This is a genomic window from Streptomyces sp. NPDC039424, from assembly GCF_055639495.1.
This window is the reverse complement of the sequence record NZ_JBVKAI010000005.1, coordinates 482,017-505,413: the sequence shown is the minus strand read 5'-3', so window position 1 is coordinate 505,413 and position 23,397 is coordinate 482,017. Positions and strand designations below refer to the sequence as shown.

25 protein-coding genes are annotated in these 23,397 nt (G+C 71.9%); 3 read left to right on the top strand and 22 right to left on the bottom strand.

Annotation, left to right across the window (positions count from 1 at the left end; translation table 11 throughout):
- Positions 1-125: 125 nt before the first annotated feature.
- Complete coding sequence (locus tag ACZ7L0_RS16670; protein ID WP_471243176.1) at positions 126-983, top strand: diacylglycerol kinase family protein; 858 nt, start codon at positions 126-128, stop codon at positions 981-983.
- Positions 984-997: 14 nt separating this feature from the next.
- On the opposite strand, the gene ACZ7L0_RS16665 is transcribed toward ACZ7L0_RS16670, so the two are convergent.
- From ACZ7L0_RS16665 to ACZ7L0_RS16615, 11 genes are all read right to left on the bottom strand, one after another.
- The gene (locus tag ACZ7L0_RS16665; protein WP_471243231.1) at positions 998-1,336 is read right to left on the bottom strand and encodes a MerR family DNA-binding transcriptional regulator; all 339 of its coding nucleotides are present in this window, start codon (positions 1,334-1,336) and stop codon (positions 998-1,000) included.
- Positions 1,337-1,355: 19 nt separating this feature from the next.
- On the bottom strand, positions 1,356-2,576 hold the full coding sequence (locus ACZ7L0_RS16660; protein ID WP_471243175.1) for a cytochrome P450: 1,221 nt from the start codon (positions 2,574-2,576) through the stop codon (positions 1,356-1,358).
- A gap of 93 nt (positions 2,577-2,669) precedes the next feature.
- Entirely contained in the window at positions 2,670-3,335 is a 666-nt protein-coding gene (locus ACZ7L0_RS16655) for a response regulator (protein WP_471243174.1), read from the bottom strand.
- Positions 3,332-4,684, bottom strand: a complete 1,353-nt coding sequence (locus ACZ7L0_RS16650; protein WP_471243173.1) for a sensor histidine kinase — start codon at positions 4,682-4,684, stop codon at positions 3,332-3,334. Before ACZ7L0_RS16650 ends, ACZ7L0_RS16655 begins: the two co-directional genes overlap by 4 nt.
- Positions 4,685-4,781: 97 nt before the next feature.
- Positions 4,782-5,456, bottom strand: a complete 675-nt coding sequence (locus ACZ7L0_RS16645) for a response regulator (protein WP_471243172.1) — start codon at positions 5,454-5,456, stop codon at positions 4,782-4,784.
- Positions 5,453-6,814, bottom strand: a complete 1,362-nt coding sequence (locus tag ACZ7L0_RS16640) for a sensor histidine kinase (RefSeq protein ID WP_471243171.1) — start codon at positions 6,812-6,814, stop codon at positions 5,453-5,455. Before ACZ7L0_RS16640 ends, ACZ7L0_RS16645 begins: the two co-directional genes overlap by 4 nt.
- Positions 6,807-8,015 carry an acyltransferase family protein gene (locus ACZ7L0_RS16635; RefSeq protein WP_471243170.1) on the bottom strand — a complete coding sequence of 403 codons (1,209 nt, stop codon included), beginning with the start codon at positions 8,013-8,015 and terminating at the stop codon, positions 6,807-6,809. Before ACZ7L0_RS16635 ends, ACZ7L0_RS16640 begins: the two co-directional genes overlap by 8 nt.
- Positions 8,008-9,009 (bottom strand): alpha/beta hydrolase, encoded by a 1,002-nt coding sequence (locus ACZ7L0_RS16630; protein WP_471243169.1) that lies wholly within the window; start codon positions 9,007-9,009, stop codon positions 8,008-8,010. Before ACZ7L0_RS16630 ends, ACZ7L0_RS16635 begins: the two co-directional genes overlap by 8 nt.
- A gap of 200 nt (positions 9,010-9,209) precedes the next feature.
- Entirely contained in the window at positions 9,210-10,094 is an 885-nt protein-coding gene (locus tag ACZ7L0_RS16625; protein ID WP_471243168.1) for an alpha/beta hydrolase, read from the bottom strand.
- 207 nt (positions 10,095-10,301) lie between these two features.
- Positions 10,302-11,489 (bottom strand): kynureninase, encoded by a 1,188-nt coding sequence (gene kynU / locus ACZ7L0_RS16620; protein WP_471243167.1) that lies wholly within the window; start codon positions 11,487-11,489, stop codon positions 10,302-10,304.
- A complete protein-coding gene (locus ACZ7L0_RS16615) occupies positions 11,482-12,339 on the bottom strand; it encodes a tryptophan 2,3-dioxygenase family protein (protein ID WP_471243166.1) in 858 nt (285 codons plus the stop codon). The genes kynU and ACZ7L0_RS16615 overlap by 8 nt, the downstream gene beginning before the upstream one ends.
- 265 nt (positions 12,340-12,604) lie before the next feature.
- On the opposite strand from ACZ7L0_RS16615, the gene trhA reads away from it, so the two are divergent.
- Positions 12,605-13,393, top strand: coding sequence for a PAQR family membrane homeostasis protein TrhA (trhA, locus tag ACZ7L0_RS16610; RefSeq protein ID WP_471243165.1), 789 nt, complete (start codon positions 12,605-12,607; stop codon positions 13,391-13,393).
- A gap of 72 nt (positions 13,394-13,465) precedes the next feature.
- Here trhA and ACZ7L0_RS16605 read toward each other — a convergent pair whose 3' ends face one another.
- From ACZ7L0_RS16605 to ACZ7L0_RS16580, 6 genes are all read right to left on the bottom strand, one after another.
- Positions 13,466-13,669, bottom strand: coding sequence for a cold-shock protein (locus ACZ7L0_RS16605; RefSeq protein WP_150504806.1), 204 nt, complete (start codon positions 13,667-13,669; stop codon positions 13,466-13,468).
- Between the two features lie 247 nt (positions 13,670-13,916).
- On the bottom strand, positions 13,917-14,255 hold the full coding sequence (locus ACZ7L0_RS16600) for a helix-turn-helix domain-containing protein (protein ID WP_471243164.1): 339 nt from the start codon (positions 14,253-14,255) through the stop codon (positions 13,917-13,919).
- A gap of 603 nt (positions 14,256-14,858) precedes the next feature.
- Positions 14,859-15,170, bottom strand: a complete 312-nt coding sequence (locus tag ACZ7L0_RS16595; protein WP_471243163.1) for an SCO5918 family protein — start codon at positions 15,168-15,170, stop codon at positions 14,859-14,861.
- Positions 15,171-15,219: 49 nt separating this feature from the next.
- Entirely contained in the window at positions 15,220-15,549 is a 330-nt protein-coding gene (locus ACZ7L0_RS16590; protein ID WP_471243162.1) for a CBS domain-containing protein, read from the bottom strand.
- A gap of 47 nt (positions 15,550-15,596) precedes the next feature.
- Positions 15,597-17,093: a DEAD/DEAH box helicase gene (locus ACZ7L0_RS16585; protein WP_471243161.1), complete on the bottom strand. Its 1,497-nt coding sequence runs from the start codon at positions 17,091-17,093 to the stop codon at positions 15,597-15,599.
- A gap of 349 nt (positions 17,094-17,442) precedes the next feature.
- Positions 17,443-17,646 carry a cold-shock protein gene (locus tag ACZ7L0_RS16580; protein ID WP_018529187.1) on the bottom strand — a complete coding sequence of 68 codons (204 nt, stop codon included), beginning with the start codon at positions 17,644-17,646 and terminating at the stop codon, positions 17,443-17,445.
- A 412-nt stretch (positions 17,647-18,058) separates the two neighbouring features.
- On the opposite strand from ACZ7L0_RS16580, the gene ACZ7L0_RS16575 reads away from it, so the two are divergent.
- Complete coding sequence (locus ACZ7L0_RS16575) at positions 18,059-18,478, top strand: DUF3151 domain-containing protein (protein WP_471243160.1); 420 nt, start codon at positions 18,059-18,061, stop codon at positions 18,476-18,478.
- Here ACZ7L0_RS16575 and ACZ7L0_RS16570 read toward each other — a convergent pair whose 3' ends face one another.
- From ACZ7L0_RS16570 to ACZ7L0_RS16550, 5 genes are all read right to left on the bottom strand, one after another.
- The gene (locus tag ACZ7L0_RS16570; RefSeq protein ID WP_471243159.1) at positions 18,479-19,945 is read right to left on the bottom strand and encodes an MFS transporter; all 1,467 of its coding nucleotides are present in this window, start codon (positions 19,943-19,945) and stop codon (positions 18,479-18,481) included. It lies immediately after the preceding gene.
- Positions 19,946-20,019: 74 nt separating this feature from the next.
- A complete protein-coding gene (gene fbaA / locus ACZ7L0_RS16565) occupies positions 20,020-21,051 on the bottom strand; it encodes a class II fructose-bisphosphate aldolase (RefSeq protein ID WP_471243158.1) in 1,032 nt (343 codons plus the stop codon).
- A gap of 133 nt (positions 21,052-21,184) precedes the next feature.
- On the bottom strand, positions 21,185-21,733 hold the full coding sequence (pyrE, locus tag ACZ7L0_RS16560) for an orotate phosphoribosyltransferase (RefSeq protein ID WP_471243157.1): 549 nt from the start codon (positions 21,731-21,733) through the stop codon (positions 21,185-21,187).
- Positions 21,734-21,756: 23 nt separating this feature from the next.
- Positions 21,757-22,545 carry an aldose epimerase family protein gene (locus ACZ7L0_RS16555; protein ID WP_471243156.1) on the bottom strand — a complete coding sequence of 263 codons (789 nt, stop codon included), beginning with the start codon at positions 22,543-22,545 and terminating at the stop codon, positions 21,757-21,759.
- A gap of 53 nt (positions 22,546-22,598) precedes the next feature.
- Positions 22,599-23,384, bottom strand: a complete 786-nt coding sequence (locus ACZ7L0_RS16550) for an SRPBCC family protein (protein ID WP_471243155.1) — start codon at positions 23,382-23,384, stop codon at positions 22,599-22,601.
- Between the last annotated feature and the right edge of the window lie 13 nt (positions 23,385-23,397).

Genomic DNA, 23,397 nt, shown 5'->3' with positions numbered 1-23,397 from the left:
ACCGCGACCGTCGTTGGCCGCACAACCGTCGGACCGGATGCCCCGGAATAGACGAAGCCCCTGGCGCAATAGCGCAAGGGGCTCTTGCACAAAGATGCTACCCGAGGAAGCGAGGCAGGACCGAGGTGGCGACTTTCGCGACGTCCGATCAGCTGCTGGTGATCATCGATCCCCTTGCCCGGCGGACGGACGGAGAGGCGGTGCGGATCGCGAAAGACGTGCTCAGCGCGGGTGCGGCCGCCAAGGTGTGCCTGCCGGAGGATCCCGAGGAATTCGCCCGGGCACTGCGCCGAAGAGGCTCCCGGCGGCCGGTGGTCGTGGGCGACGACCGCGCCCTGGCCCGGGCCGTGTCCCTGCTCCACCGCCATCGGGAGCTGGCCGGATGCGTGCTGTCGATGGTGCCGGTCGGCGGCTCCCCCGCCCTGGCGGAGGCGCTGGGCGTGCCGACGGGGGCGGTGGCGGCGGCCCGGGCGGTGCTGGACGGGGTGGAGCGCCGTATGGATCTGCTGGTCGACGACAGCGACGGGGTGGTGCTGGGCGCGTTGCGGATACCTCCGGTGCCCGTGGCGCAGGCGCCCGAGCCCGTGCCCGCTGCCGTCCCCGGCCGCCCTTGGCTCCGTACGACCTACCAGTCCCTCGTCCGCACCCTGGGCCCCCGCCCCGCCCGGCTCTCCTCCACCGTCCCGGCGCACGGGCCGTCCCGGCTGCGCGTGCAGGTCGACGGGGAGACCCTCGTCGACCTGGACCAGCCGGTGGAGGCGGTCTCGGTGATCCCGGGCACGGCTGGTGTGGCCGAGGTGGAGGTCCGTCCGCTCTCGGTGGGGGCGGAGGCGTCGCCGCTGCTGGCCTCGGGGAGGACGGTGACGGTGACCGGGGCGGACTTCCGCTACCGGGCGGACGCGGTGGTGTCGGGGCCGGTACGGAGACGGACGTGGCGGGTGGTGGAGGGGGCCTGGGGGATCACGGTGCCGGAGGTGGGGTGAGCCTCGGGCGGTTCCTAGCGCCACGGATCGAGGGCGAGCTTGCCACGGTTCGCCCCGCTTCGAGCTCCCGCAGGACCGCCGGCCCCTCGGCCAGGGGGTGGATCCGGGGGGTGCCGGGCCGGTACACGCCCCCGGCGATGAGAGTCTCGATCTCGGCGAGCAGCGACCGGTAGATCGACGGTGCTTCGGTCGCCAGCGCACCGATGTGCAGGCCCTTGACCTGCACTGGTGGACGGGCAGTAGTCCCGGTACCCGTTGCCGCAGCGACCGGGGACGATCAACCCCTCGTCCTCGTAGTAACGCAACGACCTCGCACTCACACCGCTGACCCTGGAGGCCTCGCCGATCTTCATGCCTTCGGGCAACAGGTGATCACCCCACCTCGACGCTCAGCCCCTCCAGCCCCCTGATCACGAAGTTCGGCTTCCGCTTCGGCTCCGCCGCGAGGCCGAGCGTCGGGGCCTTCTCCAGCAGGGCCGTCATCGAGGCCGCCAGCTCGATACGGGCCAGGGGGGCGCCGATGCAGTAGTGGATGCCCGCGCTGAAGGAGATGTGCGGGTTGTCCCCGCGGGTCAGGTCCAGCCGGTCGGGGGCGGCGAAGACGGCCGGGTCGTGGTTGGCGGAGCCGAAGAGCATGGCGATCTCGGCGCCCCGGGGGATCGTCGTGCCGTCGATCTCGATCTCGTCCAGGACCCAGCGCTCGAAGAGCTGGAGCGGAGTGTCGTAGCGCATCAGCTCCTCCACCGCCGACGGGACGAGGGAGTGGTCCGCGCGGAGTGCCGCCAACTGGTCGGGGTTGCGGAACAGTGCCCACCAGCCGTTGGTCGTGGCGTTCACCGTGGCCTCGTGGCCCGCGTTCAGCAGCAGCACACAGGTCGAGATCATCTCCTGCTCGGTGAGGCGGTCCCCCTCGTCGTGCGCCGCGATCAGACCGGAGATCAGATCGTCGCCCGGCTCCTTGCGCCGCTCGGCGATCAGCTCGCGCAGGTACTCCGAGAACTCGACCGACGCCCGCACCGCCTTCGCCGCCACGTCCTTCGGCGGGTTCAGCTCGTACATCCCGCAGATGTCCGCCGACCAGGGCCGCAGCGGGGCCCGGTCGGACTCGGGGATGCCCAGCATCTCGGCGATCACCGCGACCGGAAGCGGCTCGGCCACGTCCGCCAGCAGATCACCGCCGCCCGCCGCCACCAGCGCCGACACCAGCTCCCGCGCCAGCCCGTCCACATACGGCTTCAGCCGCTCCACCGTGCGCGGCGTGAACGCCTTCGACACCAGCCGCCGGATCCGGGTGTGGTCCGGCGGTTCCAGATCCAGCATCCCGTGGTCGTTGAGCACATGGAACGGCTCGTGCTCCGCCGGCGGCGCCGTCCGCCCGAACTCCTCGTGCGTGAACCGGTGCTGGTAGGCCCGGCCGAGGCGCCGGTCCCGCAGCAGCGCCGACACATCGGCGTGATGCGGCACCAGCCACTGGTCGGTGGGCTCGTAGTAGATCACCCGCCCCCTCTCCCGCAACTCGGCGTAGGCCGGGTACGGGTCGGACACGAACGCCGGGTCCCAGGGGTCGAACGCGAGGTCATCAACAGCTGCCATGAACGGACGCTAGCCCGGCTGAGCCCCTCCTGACCAGGGGGGTCTCAGCGGGGACCTTTGGTCGGTTGGTCGGTTGCGGTGGGGCCACGCCCACTACCCCGGCGTGACCAACCGCGCCTCGTAGGCGAACACCGCCGCTTGTGTCCGGTCCCTGAGGCCCAGTTTGACCAGGACGCGGCTTACGTGGGTTTTGATGGTGGATTCGGCTACCACCAGGCGTTCGGCGATCTCCGCGTTGGAGAGGCCCTGGGCTATGAGGATCAGGACCTCGGTTTCGCGTTCGGTCAGGTCGCCGTAGGCCGCTTGGGCCGTGGGTGGGAGGCGGGGGGGCTGGGCCAGTCGGGAGAACTCTGTGATCAGCCGCTTGGTGATGGAGGGGGCCAGCAGGGCCTCGCCGGCGGCCACCACTCGTACGCCGTCGGCCAGTTGGCGGGCCGAGGCGTCCTTCAGGAGGAAGCCGGAGGCTCCGGCGCGGAGGGCCTGGTAGACGTACTCGTCCAGGTCGAAGGTGGTGAGGACCAGCACCTTCGCCGCGTCGTCCGCGGCGACGATCTCGCGGGTGGCCTCGATGCCGTTCAGCTCGGGCATGCGGATGTCCATCAGCACGACGTCGGGAGAGAGTTCGCGGACGCGGTCCACCGCCTCCCGGCCGTTGACGGCCTCGCCGACGACCTCGATGTCCGGCATCGCGTTGAGGAGCACCGAGAAGCCCTCGCGCACCATCATCTGGTCGTCCGCGATCAGTACCCGGATGCTCATGCGGTCCCTTCGCTCACCGGGGCGACCGGCAGGAACACCGACACCTCATAGCCGCCGTCGTCCACCGGGCCCGCCGTCATCTCGCCGTTCAGCATGGAGACGCGCTCCCGCATACCGGTGATGCCGTGGCCGGCCCCGGGTGAGGGCTTGAGCAGGGACGGCGCGGGCGGCGGGCCGTTGACTACGCGCAGGCCGAGCCCGCCGAGGACGTAGCCGATCTCGACGCGGGCGCCGGCTCCGGGCGCGTGCCGGAGGGTGTTGCTCAGCGCCTCCTGGACGATCCGGTAGGCCGACAGCTCGACGCCCTGCGGCAGTTCGCGTACCGCGCCCGTCACCACCTTGTCGACGGTGAGGCCGGCCTCCCGCACATTGGCGAGCAGGGCGTCCAGGTCGGCGAGGGTGGGCTGCGGGGCGTCGGGAGCCTCGTAGTCCTCCGCGCGGACGACGCCGAGGACGCGGCGCAGCTCGGTCAGTGCCGCCACCGCGTTCTCCCGGATGGTGGCGAAGGCCCGCTCCAGTTCCGGCGGCGGGTCCTGCACCCGGTAGGGCGCGGCCTCCGCCTGGATGGCGACCACCGACATGTGGTGGGCGACCACGTCGTGCAGCTCGCGGGCGATGGTGGTGCGCTCCTCCAGCAGCGTGCGCCGGGAACGCTCCTGCTCGGTCGCGGTCTGCTGGGCGGTCACCTCCTGCCGGGCGTCGCGGCGTATGTGCCAGACGGTGACGGCCAGCAGGGCCATCGCGGAGAGGACCAGGAGGGGGGCGCTGTTGGCGTTGTAGTGGCCGCCGCCGAAGAGGTACTCGGCGACGGAGCCGTACGCGGCGGTGATCGCCCACATCCAGGCCGCCGTGCGCGGGCGGGTGCGTATCGCGACGACGGTGAGAACCACCAGGTGGGAGACGAGGCTGCCGGGCTGCCACGGCCAGTCGCCCCAGCCGGGGTCCAGGGCTATGACGGCCGTCGCCGACGCGAAGGACAGCCAGAAGGCACCGACCGGACGGACCAGGGTGAGCAGGACCGGGATGGCGACGATCAGACCGCACAGCAGGGACTGCGGACCGCCGCCGGTGTTGCCCGACCAGCCCACCAGCATCGCCAGCACGGCCGCGCCGGCCACCGCCCAGTGCCGGGCCCAGGTCGCGAACTCCCGCCACTGGCCGGTGAGCCGTCCGGTGAGGGGACCGTCCACGTTCATCCGGGCCAGCGGGCGGTAGGCGAACGCGTCGTGGAAGAGGTCCTGCCTGAGCCCGCGCAGGGCGTCCGCGGCCAGCCGGTACTCCGGGCTGCGCCGGCCGGCGCCCGCGCCCGGCGGTGGCGGTGTCGTGTGCATGTGAGTCGTCTCGGTCACGTTCACAAGGTAGGCGCGGGAGGGGGTCGCGGTCGTCACCAGCGAGAGGGGTACTTCGGTGTCCGTCTCAGGTACTACGGGTCGCCCCTCGGGGGTCTCAGCGGCCCCCCGGGCGGATCAGCCCCGACTCGTAGGCGAACACCGCCGCCTGGGTGCGGTCGCGCAGGCCGAGCTTCACCAGGATGCGGCCGACGTGGGTCTTCACGGTCTGTTCCGCGACGACGAGCCGTTCGGCGATCTCCGCGTTCGACAGGCCCTGGGCGATCAGGGCGAGCACCTCCGTCTCGCGTTCCGTCAGGTCGCCGACGCGTTGCTTCAGCGGTGCCCGGGGGCTGCCGTCCAGCCGGGAGAACTCGGCGATCAGACGGCGGGTGATCCCGGGGGCGAGCAGCGCGTCACCGGCGGCCACCACCCGGACCGCCTCGGCGAGCTGGTCGGCGGAGGCGTCCTTGAGCAGGAAGCCGGAGGCTCCGGCGCGCAGTGCCTCGTACACGTATTCGTCCAGGTCGAAGGTGGTGAGGACCAGAACCCGCATGTCCGGGTACTGGGCGGTGATGCGGCGGGTGGCCTCGATACCGCCCAGTTCGGGCATGCGGATGTCCATCAGGACGACGTCCGGGGCGAGTTCGGTGACCTTGCCGATCGCGTCCAGGCCGTCCACCGCCTGGCCGACCACGTCGATGTCGGGCTGGGTGTTGAGCAGCACGGTGAAGCCCTGCCGGACCATCTGCTGGTCGTCGGCGATGAGGACGCGGATGGGGCTGCTCGTCATGCGGTGTCGTCCTTCGGGTCGATGGCAAGGTCCGGGGCGTCGGCGAACGGGACCGTGGGGAGGTACACGAGCACCTTGTAGCCGCCGTCCGGCAAGGCGTGCGCCGTTATGGAGCCGTCGAGCATCGCGACCCGCTCCCGCATGCCGAGCAGCCCGTGCCCGGCACCCGGTGACGGCGGTGTGGGCCGTGTCGGCCGTGAGTTGACGACCTGCACGATCAACCCGTAGGTATACCGGAGTTGGACGTGGGCGGTCGCCCCGGGAGCGTGCCGCAGTACGTTGCTCAGCGCCTCCTGCACGATCCGGTACGCGGACAGCTCCACGCCCGGCGCCAGCGGTCGCCGCTCACCCTTGACCTCCAGGGTCACGGTCAGGCCCGCGGCCCGGGTGTTCTCCACGAGCGCGTCGAGCCGGTCCAGGCCGGGCTGCGGGGCGTGCGGGGCCCCACCGGTGGCCGCCCCGTCGAGGGCGTCGCCCGTTTCGGGATGCTCCGAGCGCAACACGCCGAGCACCCGGCGCAGTTCGGTCAGCGCCTCCAGCGCGTTCTCGCGGATGCCCGCGAGGTTCTCCTTGAGTTCCTCGGGCGGGTTCTGCACGAGGTGCGGGGCGACCTGGGCCTGGATGGAGATGACGGACATGTGGTGGGCGACCACGTCGTGCAGCTCGCGCGCGATGCGGCTGCGCTCCTCCAGCAGGGTGCGGCGGGCGCGCTCCTCGGCGGTGAGCTCGGTCTGTTCGATGAGTTCCGCGCGGGCCTCGCGGCGTCCGCGCAGCGCCATGCCGAGCACCACGACGACCGCGGACAGGGCGATCGCGACCACCCCGGTGGGCTGGTAGTTCGCGGCACCCCACAGTCCTTCGAGGACATAGGTGACCAGCGCGGTGATGGCCAGCGCCTCCGCGGACACCCTGGTGGGCACCCGCAGCGCGAGCAGCAGCAGCACAACCAGCTGGGCGATGATCCCGGCCGCGGTCCAGGGCCAGGTGAACTCCTGCGTGCCCTTCACGGACAGCCGGCCGTGCATCCAGACGGCCCCCGCCACCGTGGCCACCGTGGACAGCCACCACGCCGGGATCGGCCGCCACAGGGCGAGGACCACCGCGCCGCCCTGCGCGAGGGCGATCAGGAGGGCGTTCCCGAAGCCGAGCCTCCCGTCCTCGCCGAGCTGGGCCGCGCCGCCGAGTGTGATCCCGAACGCGACCAGGCACAGCAGGCCGTGCGGCAGCCGGCGCACCCACGCGGAGGCGGGCAGCGGGTCCGCCCTGACGGTCCACAGGTCGTCGCGCAGCACCCGCAGGACACGGCCGACGAGCGCATGCTGGGCCCCCGGTTCCGTCACGCGCCCCACCCTAGACACGGCGCCCCTCCGCCCGCGCTCCCCGATCCGACGGTCTGTGCGCACGGACGACGTGTGAACGCCGGTGGCCGGGCTGCTCGTAGCAGCGGAACGCGGCCCGGCAGAGGGCGAGGGCGCAGGCGAACACCGGCAGCCAGGCCAGGCGGGACGCCATCCAGGCGAGGCCGTCGGGGACGGTGTGCAGGCCTGGCAGGCGGCCCGCCGGGAGGGCGGTGGCGGTGGTCGCCATCAGGGCCGTCTGGTGCCAGAGGAAGATCGTCATCGCGGAGAGGTTCACCAGGGCGACCACCGCCCAGGCCAGGGGGCGTCGCATCGCGCCGCGCAGGCGATCCCGCAGCAGCAGGGCCAGACCGCACTGAGCCAGGCCGAAGGTGACGACGGCCAGTGTCGGCGGGTCGAGGTTGGAGACGGACGCGCCCGGAACGCCGACCATCGACGCCGGGTAGCCCGCCCAGGCGACGAGCGCCGCCGTCGCCGCCGTGCCGCCGGTGAGCAGGATCCATCCGGCGCGGCGGCGTTCCAGCTCGCCGCGGGTCCAGGCCGCGCCCAGGGTGTAGGGCACCAGCCAGCCCGCGGCCACGTTGACCCAGCCGAGCCAGGAGGCGTCGGCGTGCAGGCCGAATCGCAGGAGGTCCACGTGGAGGACGACGGCCAGCGGCCACAGCGGGTTGAGCCGGGTGACCAGAGGGGTCGCCGCCGTCAGTACCGCGAACACCAGCAGGAACCACATCGGGGACAGGGCCAGTTTGAGCAGGGTGCGGACCGTCTCGAACGGGACTCCCGAGGCGAGCAGGGCCGTCGCCGCCACCGTCCACAGGGTCAGTACGGCCGCCACCGGGCGGAACAGCCGGGACAGCCGGCCGCGCAGCCACGCGCCGTACGTCATGCCCCGGGCCCGCGCGGAGTCGTACCCCCGGGTGGCCACGTGTCCGCCCACCAGGAAGAACACCGCGAGGGTCTGGAAGGCCCAGGAGACGGGCGCCAGCCAGGGCATGTGCTGGAGCGGGCTCGCCGCGTGCAGCGTGCCGTCGTCCACGACCAGGGCGGTGACCAGCCAGTGGCCGAGGACCACGCCGAGGACCGCGAGGGCGCGCAGGGCGTCGACCGCGCGGTCCCGGGAGGCGGGGGTGGCATCGTCCAGGCGGCGGGCGGCCTGCCGTATGCCGTGCGGGAACGGGGTCCGGTGGGCCGGCTCAGGCACGGGTCACCTCCGAGGTCTCGCCCAGGACGATCCGGGCCAGGTTGGTGAGGACGGTCGAGCCCGGGGTGAAGTAGCCGCTGTGTTCGGCGTCCTGGGCGTCGAAGACGCGGGCGCCGAAGGCCGGGGAGACCGGGTCGGTGCCGAAGCCGACGGTGGTGACGAGCAGGTCCGCCCTGACGTGCGGCACCTGAGCCACCCAGTCCTCGCTGCCCCGGGCCGCCCAGACCCGGGCGGGGGTGTGCAGGGCCGTGACCGAGTCGGCGCCGGTGCCGGGGCTGCCTATCAGGGCGATGTCGTCCACTTCCAGGCGGGCGGCGGCGCGACCGCAGACCACCGAGCCGTAGGAGTGGCAGACCAGGGTGAGGCGGGCGTGCGGGCCGGTGATGCGGTGGAGCTCGCCGACGAAGTCCCTGAGGTGCGGGGCGGCTTGTCCGGCACGGCCCGCGGTGAGGACGGTCCCGCTGACCGTGCCGGGTGTCCGGTAGCCGAGCCAGGCGACCACCGCGGTGCGGGTGCCGCGCGGGGCCTGCCGGGTGAGTTCGCGGTGCAGGGCGGCGGCGGCCGTGTGGAAGCGGGCGTAGGTGTCGAGGGAGGTGTCGGAGCCCGGGACCACGACGGCCACCCGGTCCGCGTGGGCGAGGTCGCCGAAGACCTCCGTCGCCAGGCCGGGGCCCCGGCCGTCGAAGGCGAGCAGGTGACGGGCCGGGCCCGCGAGCGAGCGGTCCGCCGCGGCGCGGTGCCGGTCCCCGTGCGCGGCGGCCATCCGCGACGCCCGCGCGGCGTTGGCGCGGTTGGCCGCGTAGGCCTCGTCCAGGGTGGCCGCCGTCACGGGGGCGAGGGCGGCCGGGGCCGGGGCGGGGATCTCCGGGTGGGCGGCGGCGGAGAGGGGGACCACTATGGCCGCGGTGATCACGGCGGCCAGAGCGGTGCGACGCCATCTGGGGCCGCGGCGCCCTGCACCGGTGCGGTCGCGTGCCGTCCGTACGAGCCCCATGTCGGATTCCCCCTCCAGTCCGCGCCCGGCCATCGGGCTCGTCTGCAGGGGAAGTTACGGACGAGGGCTCATCGCCCGCGTCCCGCCCGGGAGCTGTCCTCGGACGTAGCTCTCAGGTATTACGGGTATGACCGGGTGCGCCACGGCCACCGTCGCGCGTACCGCCACGGCCACTGTCGCGCGTACCGCCACGCCCCTCGTCACCACGCCAGCTGCGCGATCTCCTCAGCCACCACCGCGCACGCGTCCGCAGCCGGATCGATCAGCGGGAAGTGGCCGACGTCCTCCAGGAGCGTCAGGCCCACCATCTCGCCCGCCTTCGCCGCCGCCTCCGCGTAGGACTCGGCGACCGCCTCCGGGACGTCCAGGTCCGTGCGGCCCTGGACGAGCGTGGTCGCGATGCCGGTGGGGAGGAGGAGGGCGGGGTCGGCGTACGGCAGGCGTTCGGCGAACGTCTCCTCACCGCCGAGGAGTTGGAGCGCCGCGTTGCCGCAGACGTCCAGTTTCTCGGCGATCGTGAAGTCCGCGATCGGGGCGAGGGCGACCACACCGCGCAGCGGGGCGGGGCGGCCGGTGCGCCAGGGGGCGTCGGCGGGCAGGACATGGCGGGCCGCCGCCCACAGGGCCAGGTGGCCGCCCGCCGAGTGGCCGGTGAGCACCATGCGGCGGGCGTCGGCCTGCGGGAGGGCCTCGCGGGCGAGGGCGGGGAGTGCGTCCAGGGCCGCCGCCACGTCGTCGAAGGTGTCCGGCCAGCGGCCCGCGACCGGCCCGTCCCCGCCCTGACCGGGACGCGTGTCGCCGCGCCGGTACTCGACGTTGGCGACGGCGAAGCCCCTGCGGGCCAGGAAGTCGGCGAACGGGGTGATGTGGCGGCGGTCGTACGGGGCGCGCCAGGCACCGCCGTGCAGGACGACGACCAGCGGGGAGGTTTCCCCCGGGCCGCTGTCGCCGCGCGGGGCGTAGAAGTCGATGACCTGGTCGGGGTGGTCGCCGTAGGCGCTGGTGGCGTCGGGCTCGACGGACGGGTGCGAGAAGGCCGACTCCTCCTCGGCGGCGGCGCGGGATGCTGCGGCGTCGTCCGGCATGCTCCAACCTCTCAGCGATGTAACGGGTTTGGCGGACCAGGGTGGGAAATCGGCCGTTGGCGGGGACGGTACCAGGCCGATGACGTGCGAGGACCCGGGGATGTCACGCTCGGTGAGAGACAAACGGATCAGTACCGGACGCAGCCGGGCGGGGGCGGCCCACGCGGTGGGCGCGGTGGCCGCGGTGGGTGCCGCCCCCGCCCTCCCTCACGGGGTCACCGTCTCCCCCAGCACCCGTGCCGCCCGCTCCACGTCCGCGAAACTCACGTACAACGGGGTGAAGCCGAAGCGGAGCACGTCGGGGTGGCGGAAGTCGCCGATGACACCCTGGGTGATCAGCCGCCGCATGACGGACCCGGCGTCGGCGCAGCGCAGTGCGACCTGGCTGCCGCGTTCCTCATGGAGCGCCGGGGTGACGGACTCGACGCGGCCCGGCGGGACGTACCGCCGCACGCACTCCAGGAAGAAGTCCGTCAGAGCCAGCGACTTGGCCCGTACGGCCGCCACCGACACCCCGTCCCAGACCTCCAGCGCCGCCTCCAGGGCCAGCATGGAGAGGATGTCCGGGGTGCCGACGCGACCGCGCAGGGCGCCCGGCGCCGGTTCGTAGGAGGGCCGCATGCCGAAGGGTTCGGCGTGGGAGTTCCAGCCGGGCAGCGGGCTGTCGAAGCGGTCCTGGAGGTCGCGGCGTACGTACAGGTAGGCCGGTGAACCCGGGCCGCCGTTGAGGTACTTGTAGGTGCAGCCGACCGCCAGGTCCACCCCGTGCTCGTCCAGGCCCACCGGCAGGGCGCCCGCGCTGTGGCACAGGTCCCAGACGGCGATGGCGCCCGCCGCGTGCACGGCGGCGGTGAGCGAGGGCAGGTCGTGCAGGCGGCCGGTGCGGTAGTCGACGTGGTTCAGCAGCACCGCCGCGGTACGGGCACCCAGCGCGTCCGGCACCTCCGCCGGGGTGAGCGGGCGCAGGGTGCGACCGGTCAGGCGGGCGGCCGACTCGGCGATGTAGCCGTCCGTGGGGAAGGTCGTCGCGTCGACGAGGATCTCGTCGCGGTCGTCGCCCGCCATGCGTACGGCGGCCACCAGTGCCTTGAAGACGTTGACGCTCGTGGAGTCGCCGACCACGATCTGGCCGGGTGCCGCGCCGACCAGCGGCGCGATGCGGTCGCCGATCCGCTCGGGCGCCGTCCACCAGCCGCTCTCCTCCCAGGAGCGGATACGGAGTTCACCCCACTGGCGGCGGACCACGTCGGCCACCCGGTCCGGGACGCCTGCGGGCAGGGCGCCCAGGGAGTTGCCGTCCAGGTAGACAGCCTCGTCGAGGATGAACCGGTCCCGCAGCGGGGCCAGTTCGTCCGCGCCGTCGAGCTTCTCCGCCTTGGCCATGAGCTCAGACATGGGACCTCGCCGTCCACAGCTCCGGGAAGACGTTCTTCCGCGCGCGCTTCTCCAGCCAGGCCACGCCCGCCGAGCCGCCCGTGCCGGGCTTGGCGCCCATCGCGCGGCGGGTGGCGACCAGGTGGTCGTTGCGCCAGCGCCAGACCAGTTCGGCCACGTCGGTCAACGCCTCGCCCAGGCGGGCGAGTTCGGCGTTCTCGTCGCCGGAGTAGATCGCCGTCCAGGCCGCCTCGACGGCATCCGACGGGTCGTGGCGCAGGGAGACGTCACGGTTCAGGACGGAGGCGGGGATGGCGTGGCCGCGGCGGGCCAGCAGCCGCAGCACCTCGTCGTACAGGCTCGGCTCGTGCAGGGCCTTCTCCAGCTCGGCGTACACGCGCGGCGCGGCCCGGTGCGGGACGAGCATCGACGCGGACTTCTCGCCGAGCAGGAACTCCATACGGCGGTACATCGCCGACTGGAATCCGGAGCCGTCGCCGAGGGCGGAGCGGTACGAGTTGAACTGCGCCGGGGTCAGCTGGCCGAGCGGCGTCCAGGAGGCGTTGAGCGCCTCCAGCTCCCGTACGGACCGCTTGAGCGCGGCGATGGCGGTCGGGACGTCGTCCGAGCGCAGGGCGCGGGCCGCGGTCTCCCACTCGTGGACGATGACGGTGAACCACAGCTCCATCACCTGGGTGGTGACCAGGAAGACCATCTCTCCGGGGTCGTCGGAGAGGGTGTGCTGGAGGTGGGTGAGCACGTCCGCCTTGACGTAGTCCTCGTACGGCGTGGTGCCCGCGAAGTCGAGATGCGGAGCCTCGGGCTCATGGGCCTCAGGGGGCTGAGAGGTCTGGTGAGCCTGGTGGGACATCACTGTCTCCTGTTGTTACTCAGGGTAGCGGTCCGCCCCTGCCGATGCCGGCACGGGGGCCCCGGTCCCCACCCGCATCCTCCGCAATCACCCCGGATCCGGCAAGGCCCGTCTGCTGCCGGACGGGCCACACCGTGTGCCTCCCCGGCGGGTCGGCCCACGCTCTGGGCCGACCCGCCGGGGAGAGTTCTTCGCAAACTGCGTGCAGCGCTCGCGGTCGGGAATCTGATCGTTCCCATGATCAGCCCACAGAGAAAGGGACGTTGTGTCACGTGACGACGCCGACGGCGAAAGCCTTCCCCCCGCGCCGGTGCAAGGAGCGGGGGGCGCTTCGGCCAGTCCCACCGGCGGATCACGCCACGGCAACGCCGAGGAGGACCCTCACCCGGTTGCCGATCTGGTCGAGCGGGTGGCCGATCTGGTCGAGCCGATCAAGCCCAAGCTGCGTGGCTGGCTCCATGCCGGGATGGTTCCCGCCTCGCTCAGCGCGGGCATCGTCCTGATCTGCCTGACCCGGAACCAGCAGGCGGCCCTGGCCTGCGGCGTGTACTGCGTCACCGCCTGGCTGCTGTTCGGAACGAGCGCCGTCTATCACCTGGGCACCTGGGGGCCGCTCGGCGAGGCCGTTCTGCGCCGCCTCGACCACGCCAACATCTTCCTGATCATCGCCGGCACCTGCACCCCGCTGACCGTGCTTCTTCTCTCCTCGGACCGGCGAGCCGTCCTGCTGTGGATCGTATGGACGGGCGCGCTGGCCGGCATCGCCTTCCGTGTCCTGTGGGTGAGAGCTCCCCGCTGGCTGTACACCCCCTGCTACCTCGCCCTGGGATGGGCACCGGTGCGCTATCTGCCCGACTTCCTGCACACCGGCGGAGCGGCCGTACTCACCCTGATCGTGACGGGCGGTCTTCTCTACAGCGCGGGCGCGGTGGTCTACGCTCTCCGCCGTCCCGACCCCTCACCCCGCTGGTTCGGCTTCCACGAGGTGTTCCACGCCCTGACCGTGGCCGGCTTCACCGCGCACTACATCGCCATCTTCCTGGCCGCGCACTGACCACGGCGGGTACGGCGCGGCGAGGGCCGCGCGGCGTGCGCCGCGCGGCCCTGGAGGTGCACTGCGGAAAGGTCAGGCAGGGGTGATGTTCTCCGCCTGCGGGCCCTTCTGGCCCTGGGTGACGTCGAACGTCACGGCCTGGCCCTCCTGAAGCTCACGGAAGCCCGAGGCGTTGATCGCGGAGTAGTGCGCGAAGACGTCCGGGCCGCCGCCGTCCTGGGCGATGAAGCCGAAGCCCTTCTCCGCGTTGAACCACTTCACAGTTCCCGTAGCCATAGTCATGCCTTCCAGTCGATGAACGCCTGCCACTTTGCGTGGACGGCGGAGGTGATCGCCCTGGTCCCTGCGGCACAGCACAGCAAAACGCCCACACCTAAGGCGTGGGCAAAGGGGAACGCCGAACCACGACAGCTGACGTAGACGTTACACGCCAACACGCCCCGTCACCAGGGGGAAAGGTTCCGCGCCACCTCGGACAGGCGCGTGCGTGGGGTCCCTGCCGATACCGGCGGGCACGCTCGCCTCAGGCCGCGGCCGAGGGATCGGACGATCCGGCGGCGCGGCGGTACTCGGCGTTGATGCGCTGGGCTTCTTCGAGCTGGTCTTCCAGGATGATGATCCGGCATGCGGCGTCCACGGGGGTTCCCTGGTCGACGAGTTCACGCGCGCGGGCCGCGATGCGCAGCTGGTAGCGGGAGTAGCGGCGGTGTCCGCCCTCGGAGCGCAGCGGTGTGATCAGCCGTGCTTCGCCGATGGCGCGGAGGAAGCCGGGAGTGGTACCGAGCATCTCGGCCGCCCGGCCCATGGTGTAGGCGGGGTAGTCGTCGTCGTCGAGACGGCCCAGCGAGTCGTCTGCTGTCATTTCACCTCTCTGCGGAACACGTGGAAGGGCCCTGGTGCCGTACGGCACCAGGGCCCCGAAGGAACTGCAACCATCTGCCGGCCCTAGTGTCGCACCGGCCTTCTGTTTCCGCCCAGCCGCCTGATACGCCGACGGGGGTGCGGGGATCGCGAATGCGTGACCGGAGACCACCTGCCTATCGATGTTCCGCGGTACCCGGGCTCACGTCCTGTGCCCGGGCGATCCTGATGGCGCTCGACTCCTCCGTTCCCTCTGAACCAATCCCGGTCCTGCTCACGGCGGCCCCTGATCACTGCTGGCCACCCGGTCCGGTCGTCAGTCCCGTCGCCGTCGTGCAACAAGCCTGGCTTCGCGACTCCACCACCGCACCGTCACGCGCGTACCACTGCCCGGCAGTTCATGTCTGCCGGGCCTTGCTCGATCTCGGCTACGACAGAAACCATAACTGTGCGAGCACCTAAAGTCTACTTCAGTCAGTGCAGATTTCCGGTCGTTCGGCAACGAGGTTGTCCCCCTCGGTGAACAGAAGCGCAGCAGTGAGGGCCCGACCGGTGCGCACCGGTCGGGCCCTCACTGCTGCGCGACTCGCGCCTGACCTGTCGGTCAGACGGAGAGGGGGATGCCGGCCATCATCGCCTCGGCCCGCTGGAGCGGGGTGAGGATGACGGCGGGCGGGGCCTTGGGGCGGGTGCGGCAGGTGAAGCCGAGCCGGGCCATGGCCCTCAGGACTTCGTCGGCGCTGAAATCGCGGCGGTCCTGGCGGGTGATGACCTGGCCGACCTGCTTGGGAGGGTAGTGGCGTCGTCCGATGATCACGGCCGCGTCGCCGGCCGGCTCGGGCTTGACGCCCTTCATCGATTCCAGGACGCCGCTCTTGGTCAGGTCGAACGGGAAGCGGGCGATGACACAGCGCATGGGGCCTCACAGGGAGAGGGGGACACGGGACCGACCGTGGTGAGGCGGTTCAGCGGGAGAGGGCGAGCACGCCCAGGGCGCTGCCGTGCCGGCCGGCGGGCGCGTTGCCGTCGGCGAGGTCGCGCAGGCGGATCCGGTCCGTGTATCCGGAACCGTCACGGACGGCGTTGAGCCGGGCCTGGGTGACCAGACCGGTGCGCAGCCCGTCCTCGTCGCAGACGACCAGGTGACCCGTGCGGGCGGCGGCCATGACGGACAACGCCACCTCGACGGTCATGTCGCCCCAGACCCGCGGTCCGGCCTGGTCGGTCGCGTCGGCCACCGGCGTGTGCACCAGGTCGGCGCTCGCCGGGCGGTGCTCCATCTGGATCAGCGTCAAGAGGTGCCTCCTACAGAGATGGGTCGGCTGCCTGGACCACGAGGGTTCTACGCCGCCGCGTCGAGGGTGGGCCGCCGTACGGGCGCGCGCCGGGTCGCCGAAGCGGGACGGCGCCGGCCGCGGGAGGTGGTGCCGCGCTTCTTGGAGCGTTCGACCACCGGTGCGGTGATGACGACCGGGATGCCGGAGGGGGCCTGGGCGCCGGTGATGCGGTGCAGGGCCTGGTCACCGGCGCGGACCTGGGTGGTCTGCGGGACGATGCCGGCCGTTGCCATGAGGCGGGTCATGTCTCGCCGCTGGTTCGGAGTGACCAGGGTGACGACGCTGCCGGACTCACCGGCGCGGGCGGTGCGGCCGCCGCGGTGGAGATAGTCCTTGTGGTCGGTCGGCGGGTCGACGTTGACGACGAGGTCGAGGTTGTCGACGTGGATGCCACGCGCCGCGACATTGGTCGCGACCAGCACGCTGACATGCCCGGTCTTGAACTGCGTCAGCGTGCGGGTGCGCTGCGGCTGCGACTTCCCGCCGTGCAGGGCGGCGGCCCGTACCCCGCTGTTCAGGAGGTGCTCGGTGAGGCGGTCGACGGCGTGCTTGGTGTCGAGGAACATGATCACGCGGCCGTCGCGTGCGGCGATCTCGGTGGTGGCCGCGTGCTTGTCGGCGCCGTGGACATGAAGCACGTGGTGCTCCATCGTGGTGACCGCCCCCGCCGAGGGGTCGACGGAGTGCACGACGGGGTCGCTGAGGTAGCGGCGCACGAGCAGGTCGACGTTGCGGTCGAGGGTGGCGGAGAACAGCATGCGCTGGCCCTCGGGGCGGACCTGGTCGAGGAGCGCGGTGACCTGCGGCATGAAGCCCATGTCGGCCATCTGGTCGGCCTCGTCGAGGACGGTGATGGCGACCTGGTTCAGCCGGCAGTCGCCGCGGTCGATGAGATCCTTGAGGCGTCCGGGTGTGGCGACGACGACCTCGGCGCCACCACGCAGCGCGCTCACCTGACGGCCGATCGACATTCCGCCCACGACCGTGGCCAGCCGCAGCTTCACGGAGCGGGCGTACGGGGTGAGCGCGTCGGTGACCTGCTGCGCCAGCTCACGCGTCGGTACGAGGACCAGCCCCAGCGGCTGCCCGGCCTCGGCACGCTGCCCGGCCGTACGGGCCAGCAGCGCCAGCCCGAAGGCGAGGGTCTTGCCGGAGCCGGTGCGCCCGCGGCCCAGTACGTCGCGGCCCGCGAGGGAGTTCGGAAGGGTCGCGGCCTGGATCGGGAACGGTACGGTCACGCCCTCCGAGCCGAGCGCGGCCAACAGCTCCACGGGCATGTCGAGGTCGGCGAAGCCCTCCACGGCGGGAATCGCGGGGGTGATCGTCCTGGGGAGAGCGAACTCACCCTGGACCCGTGCGGACCGGCGGCCGGCCCCGCTGGAACGGCTCGGCCCACCGGAACGGCTCGGAGCCGGCGAGCCGAATCGGCCGGCACCCTTTCCGGGGGCGGCACTGCCGTTACGGGTGCGGGCGAAGCGGTCGTTCGTGCGTGTGCGGTTCATGCGGAACCTTCCTCGATGCGGCGCATATCAAGGAATTCCCGCAGCAATGAGCGGCACGGAGAATTGCAAGAATGGGCCGGATGGAACGTGAAAGCGAGTCTGCCCGGACGGGAATTCGTGCGGGCGCAGGCACTGAAATGGACAGCGCGACGTGGGCGCCAAATCCGGGCGTCGACCGCGGTCCAGGCGGTGAAGGGGTGCGTCTGCATCCCTTGAAGGGGGATCCGTGTGCGATGAGCCTGCGGATTCCTCGGAGTCGTCCCAGAGGTGAAACACTGCCGGGAGTTGCGTGCAGCTGGGGCCCGCACCCCGGAGGATGCGGGCCCCAGCTGGAGAATACGCGTCAGTGTCAGGCGGGAACGATGTTCTCCGCCGTCGGGCCCTTCTGGCCCTGCGCGATGTCGAAGGTCACCTTCTGGCCTTCGAGCAGCTCGCGGAAGCCCTGGGCGGCGATGTTCGAGTAGTGGGCGAAGACGTCGGCTCCGCCACCGTCCTGCTCGATGAAGCCGAAGCCCTTTTCCGCGTTGAACCACTTCACGGTTCCACTGGCCATGTCATATCTCCTTCGGGGCAGTCCATCGGGATCCGCACTGCGCGGACGCCGTGTCGCCGCGATGATCACCCCGCCCGGAAAAAAGACCGGAAATACAAAAGTGCTTCCAGCGGCCGAGGCCGACCAGAGGGCACTTGAAGTTTCGGGAACCACACTGCAACTGAGATAGACGGTAGCACGCCGGAACGACCTGTGGGCGTCAAATAATTGCGCTCTGTTCACTGTGGCAAAAACTCTGCGAGCGCGGTCCGCCAAACTCTCATCTCGCGGGCACAGATATATTCACCCCGAGTGGCTTCGTCCACTTCCGTTCGCGAGAACGGCACCAAAGGCACCATGACGTCTTCGGGCAGGTGCCGGTGCACCGGCAGGGGCATCCCGAATGGCTCCGCGCAAGTGGCAGACTGCTCGCATGACGACGCACAAGAACCTGCTCGGCGGCCCGGAGCCGACGTACCTGCCGGAGAACGTAGAGGCGTACCGCCTGCTGGGCGAGGAGTCCGAGGCGCCGGCCGAGGTCGCGGCGAAGTATCCGACGTTCTCGCTCGCCTGGGCGATGCTCGCGGACGACGCCTTCGAGGCCGGGCGAGTGGTCGAGTCGTACGCGTACGCCCGGACCGGCTATCACCGCGGTCTGGACGCGCTGCGCCGGGCCGGGTGGAAGGGGCATGGCCCCATCCCCTGGGACCACCGGCCCAATCGCGGGTTCCTGCGCTGCCTCGCCGCCCTCGCTCGTGCCGCGGGCGAGATCGACGAGAAGGACGAGACGGAGCGTTGCTGGCAGTTCCTCAAGGACAGCAGCGCCGAGGCGTACACCGAGCTGAAGCGGTAATCACCGCGAGTTGGAGGGAGCGGCCCCGCGTTCCAGCGGCGGGGCCGTCACGCTGCCGTGCCTGCGGCATTCGGGGCGTCGGCAGCCCGGTGCCGGGCGGCGTACGAAGGCGAAGGCCAGGGCGGCGCCGGCGACCAGGACGCCCGCGCAGATGGGCATCGCCCGGTCGAAGGCGGCGTCGAAGGCGGAGGGCGAGCGGTAGGCGTCGGGGCCCATGCCGGCCAGGAGGGGCAGGGCGGCGACGGCGACCAGCCCGGCCGCGCGGGCCGCGGCGTTGTTGATGCCGCTGGCCAGGCCCGCCCGGGTGGTGTCGACGGAGGCGAGGACGGTGGCGGTGAGGGGCGCGACCAGGGTGACCATGCCGGTGCCCATGACCAGCAGGGCGGGCAGGACGTCGGTGAGGTAGTCGGCGTGCTCGCCGACCCGGAGCATCAGGAGCATCGCCGCCGCGCAGAGCAGGGGGCCGACGGTGAGGGGCAGGCGCGGGCCGATGCGGTCGGCGAGGGCGCCGGAGCGGGCGGAGAACAGCAGCATCAGGGCGGTCGTGGGGAGCAGGGCGGTGCCGGCCGCGAGGGGTGAGTAGCCGGCCACGACCTGGAGCTGGAGGGCCGTGAGGAAGAAGAAGCCGCCGAAGGCCGCGTAGACGCAGAGGGTGACCAGGTTGACGGCCGTGAACTGGCGCGAGGCGAAGATGTCGAGCGGCAGCATGGGGTCGGGGCGGTGCTTCTCGACGTAGCCGAAGGCGGCGGCCGTCGCCACTCCGGCGAGCCCGGTCAGCGTCACGACCAGGGAGCCGCCGTGGGCCTCGATCAGGGCGTAGGTCAGGAAGGCCAGGGCCAGCGCGGCCAGGGTCGCGCCGAGGACGTCGAAGCGGCCGTGCTCGGCGCTGTCGGCGGATTCCGGGACATGGCGTACGGCGACGAGGACGCACAGCACGGCCGGCGCGATGTTGATCAGGAAGACCCAGCGCCAGCCGGGGCCGTCCACCAGCCAGCCGCCGAGGAACGGGCCGACGGCCGCGCCGATCCCGCCGAAGCCCGACCACAGGCCGACCGCCCTGCTGCGGTCGTCGGGGTGGAAGGAGGCCTGGATCAGGGCGAGGGAGCCGGGGGTGAGGAGTGCGCCGCCGATGCCCTGCAGGGCGCGGGCGGCGATCAGGACGCCCGCGTTCGGGGCGAGCCCGCACAGCAGGGACGCGACGGCGAACCAGACCACGCCGAGGACGAAGATCCGGCGGCGGCCGTAGCGGTCGCCCAGCGAACCGCCCAGGAGGATCAGGCCGGCCAGCGTCAGCATGTAGGCGTTGACCGTCCACTGCAGGGCGGCCAGGTCCGCGTTCAGGTCCTGGCCGATGCGGGGCAGCGCGACGTTGACGACGGTCGAGTCCAGCAGGGCCATGCTGGAGCCGAGGACGGTGGTCAGCACGATCCACTTGCCCTGCGGGGAGGCCAGCCGGACATCGGGCATGCCCCCAGGTATACAGCGAGCCCGGCGTCGTAGACAGACGCCGGGCTCGCCGGGAAGTGCAGTACCGCGAACGGTTACTTGATCTTGTTGCCCGCCGACCGCAGGTTCCGCGTGGCCTCGACGACCCGGGCGGCCATGCCCGCCTCGGCCAGCTTGCCCCAGGTGCGCGGGTCGTAGGTCTTCTTGGAGCCGACCTCGCCGTCGACCTTCAGGACGCCGTCGTAGTTCTTGAACATGTGGTCGGCGACCGGACGGGTGAAGGCGTACTGCGTGTCCGTGTCGAGGTTCATCTTGACGACGCCGTTCTCCAGCGCGGTCGCGATCTCCTCCTCCGTGGAGCCGGAGCCGCCGTGGAAGACGAAGTCGAAGGGCTGGGAACCGGCCGGCCGGCCGTACTTGGCGGCGACGCCCTCGTTCAGCTCCTTCAGCAGGTCGGGGCGGAGCACGACGTTGCCCGGCTTGTACACGCCGTGCACGTTGCCGAAGGACGCGGCGAGCAGGTAGCGGCCCTTCTCGCCCAGGCCCAGCGCCTCGGCGGTGCGGACCGCGTCGTCGACCGTGGTGTACAGGGAGTCGTTGATCTCGTGGGAGACGCCGTCCTCCTCACCGCCGGTCGGGGTGATCTCGACCTCGAGGATGATCCTGGCGGCGCGGGCGCGCTCCAGGAGCTCCTGGGCGATGGCGAGGTTGTCGGCGAGGGTCTCGGCGGAGCCGTCCCACATGTGGGACTGGAAGAGCGGGTTCTTGCCGGCCTTCACGCGCTCCTCGGAGATCGCGAGCAGCGGACGTACGTACCCGTCGAGCTTGTCCTTCGGGCAGTGGTCCGTGTGCAGGGCGATGTTGACCGGGTACTTCTCGGCGACGATGTGCGCGAACTCGGCCAGCGCGACCGCGCCGGTGACCATGTCCTTGCTGTACTGGCCGCCCAGGAACTCGGCACCACCCGTCGAGATCTGGACGATGCCGTCGCTGTCCGCCTCCGCGAAACCGCGCAGGGCCGCGTGCAGGGTCTGGGTCGAGGTCACGTTGATGGCCGGGTAGGCGAACTTGCCTGCCTTCGCCCGGTCGAGCATCTCGTTGTAGACCTCGGGGGTTGCGATGGGCATGGTCCGCTCCTTGTATGTGCGGGTGGCGTTCTGCGATTACGGCCCTGACCTAGGGAGTGACGTCATCGTCGGGGCCATCTTTCCAGACGTGGCGGGATGCTTCGGACACCCTGTCCAGCCTGTGGATAACCGCTCAGTCGAGTCCCAGGTCGTCCTTCGAGTAGGCGTACAGGTAGGGCACGCCGGCCTGCTCGGCGATGGCCTCGGCGGCGCCCGTCGCCCGGTCCACGATGGTCGCCACGGCCACCACCTCCGCCCCGGCCTCGCGCAGCGCCTCGACCGCGGTCAGCACCGAGCCGCCCGTGGTGGAGGTGTCCTCGACGGCCAGCACCCGGCGGCCCTCGACCTCGGTGCCCTCGATGCGGCGCTGCAGGCCGTGCGCCTTGCCCGCCTTGCGCACCACGAACGCGTCCAGCGTCTTCCCGCGCGCGTGGGAGGCGTGCAGCATCGCCGTGGCCACCGGGTCGGCGCCCAGGGTGAGCCCGCCGACCGCCTCGTAGTCGAGGTCGGCGGTCAGGTCGAGCATGACCTGACCCACCAGCGGCGAGGCCACGCCGTCCAGGGTGATCCGGCGCAGGTCGACGTAGTAGTCGGCTTCCTTGCCCGACGACAGGGTCACCTTGCCGTGCACCACGGCCTTGTCCTTGATCTGCTGCAGCAGCTCGCCGCGTACGTCCGTCATGCCGGACAGCTTAGGGCGTGTCCCTACAGCCGCCGCCAGCGCCAGGTCGTCGTGGCCTCCAGCGGCTCCAGCGGTGTGACCAGGCGCGGGAGCGTGTTGAGGCCGTTGGGCGGGCCCGTCTGCGGTTCCACGCACACCGCGGCCTCCTGCTCGTCGTAGACGACGGCCCACTCCTCGCGGCTGGTCACCCTCAGCTCCAGCTGCCCCGGCCAGGTGAGCGTGACGTCCACTCCGCCCGGCATGCCGAAGCAGTCGTCCCAGGGGCCGGGCTTCGGCTCGACACGGTTGCCGGTGGGCAGGTGGTCCTCGCCGCGCTCCTCCTGCCAGGCGGGGTGGAAGTCCAGGAGCACGTCCTCGCCGCCGAGGTTGCGGTTGAACCACGGGTGCCAGCCGATCTGCGCCGGGAAGGACGACTCGTACGTCTCCACGGACATGGTGAGCGTCAGGCTGTCCCCGGTCAGCGTGACCACCTGGGTGACCCGGCCGGTGAAGGGCCAGGGCTCCACCAGGTCGTACGTGAGGACCGCCTCGTCGGTGCCGGTGCGGGCGGTGCGCCAGGCACCGTCGCGGGCGGTGCCGTGGATGGCGTGCGGCGGGGAGTTGAGCGGCATCTGGTGGACGGTGGCACCGTCCAGGAAGCGGCCCTCCCGGATCCGGCCGCACCAGGGGACCATCGGGAAGCAACCGAAGCGGTCGCCCTGCCGGAGGAGTTCGAGACCGGCGACCTTCAGCCCGCCGACCCTGCCACCGTGGGCGGGCCGCAGGGTCGCTTCCGCGTCGCCCGCGGTCAGCGTGATGTCCTTGTTACTCACGTGACGACCCTAGCGGGACGATCAAGAGGGCGGCCGGGCTTCCGCCGACCCGGTCAGCGCCGTCGGCGCAGCGCCCGGCCCACCACGATCGCCGACGCCACCACCAGCGCCGCCGCCGGGGCCGCCCAGCGCAGCACGGAGTTCGCGGCGACGGTCTGCGGCGCCGGGACGGGGGCGTACCGGCCGCGCGGCGGCGCGTGGTCCACCTCCTCCGCGCTGCGCCCGATCATGGTCCGCCGTGCGTGCGCCGCCTCGGCGGGCGGTTCACCGGTTCCGGGGAGGCCCTCGGCGTGGATGTCCGCCTCGACACCGCCGTCCAGGTCGTCATCGGCCGAGGGGTCGAGGGAGGGCGGCGGGATCTCGGTGTCGAGGACGGGCGTGGGTACGGGGGTCTCCGCGACGGCCTCCTCTTCCGGCTCCGCCTGCGCCCCCAGCCCCTCCAGGAACCGGTTCAGCAGCCGCAGCGCCGCCGAGGCCACCGCGTCCCGGGGCAGTTCCGCGACCCGCCCGTCGCCGGAGGCGGTGCCGTCGACGGTGACGGTGGTGCCGCCGTCCGCGTCCTTCAGGCGGAGGGTGAGCGCGAGGGCGACCGAGCCGGTGCCGCGGGTCTCGGTCGCGTCGCCCTGGACGGCGTACGAGCCGTCCGGGCCGGGCGAGACGCGGAGCACACCGCGATAGGTGACGGAGTGGCTGCCGACGCGCACCTTCAGCCGCCCCGCGACGGGCTCGGCACCGGCGTCCTGCTGGAGACCGGGAACCGCCCGGGCGATGCGCGCGGGGTCGGCGAGCGCCTCCCTCAGCCGCTCGGCCGGAACCGGAAGGAAGACCTCGTGCTCCATGTCGGCTGAGCCT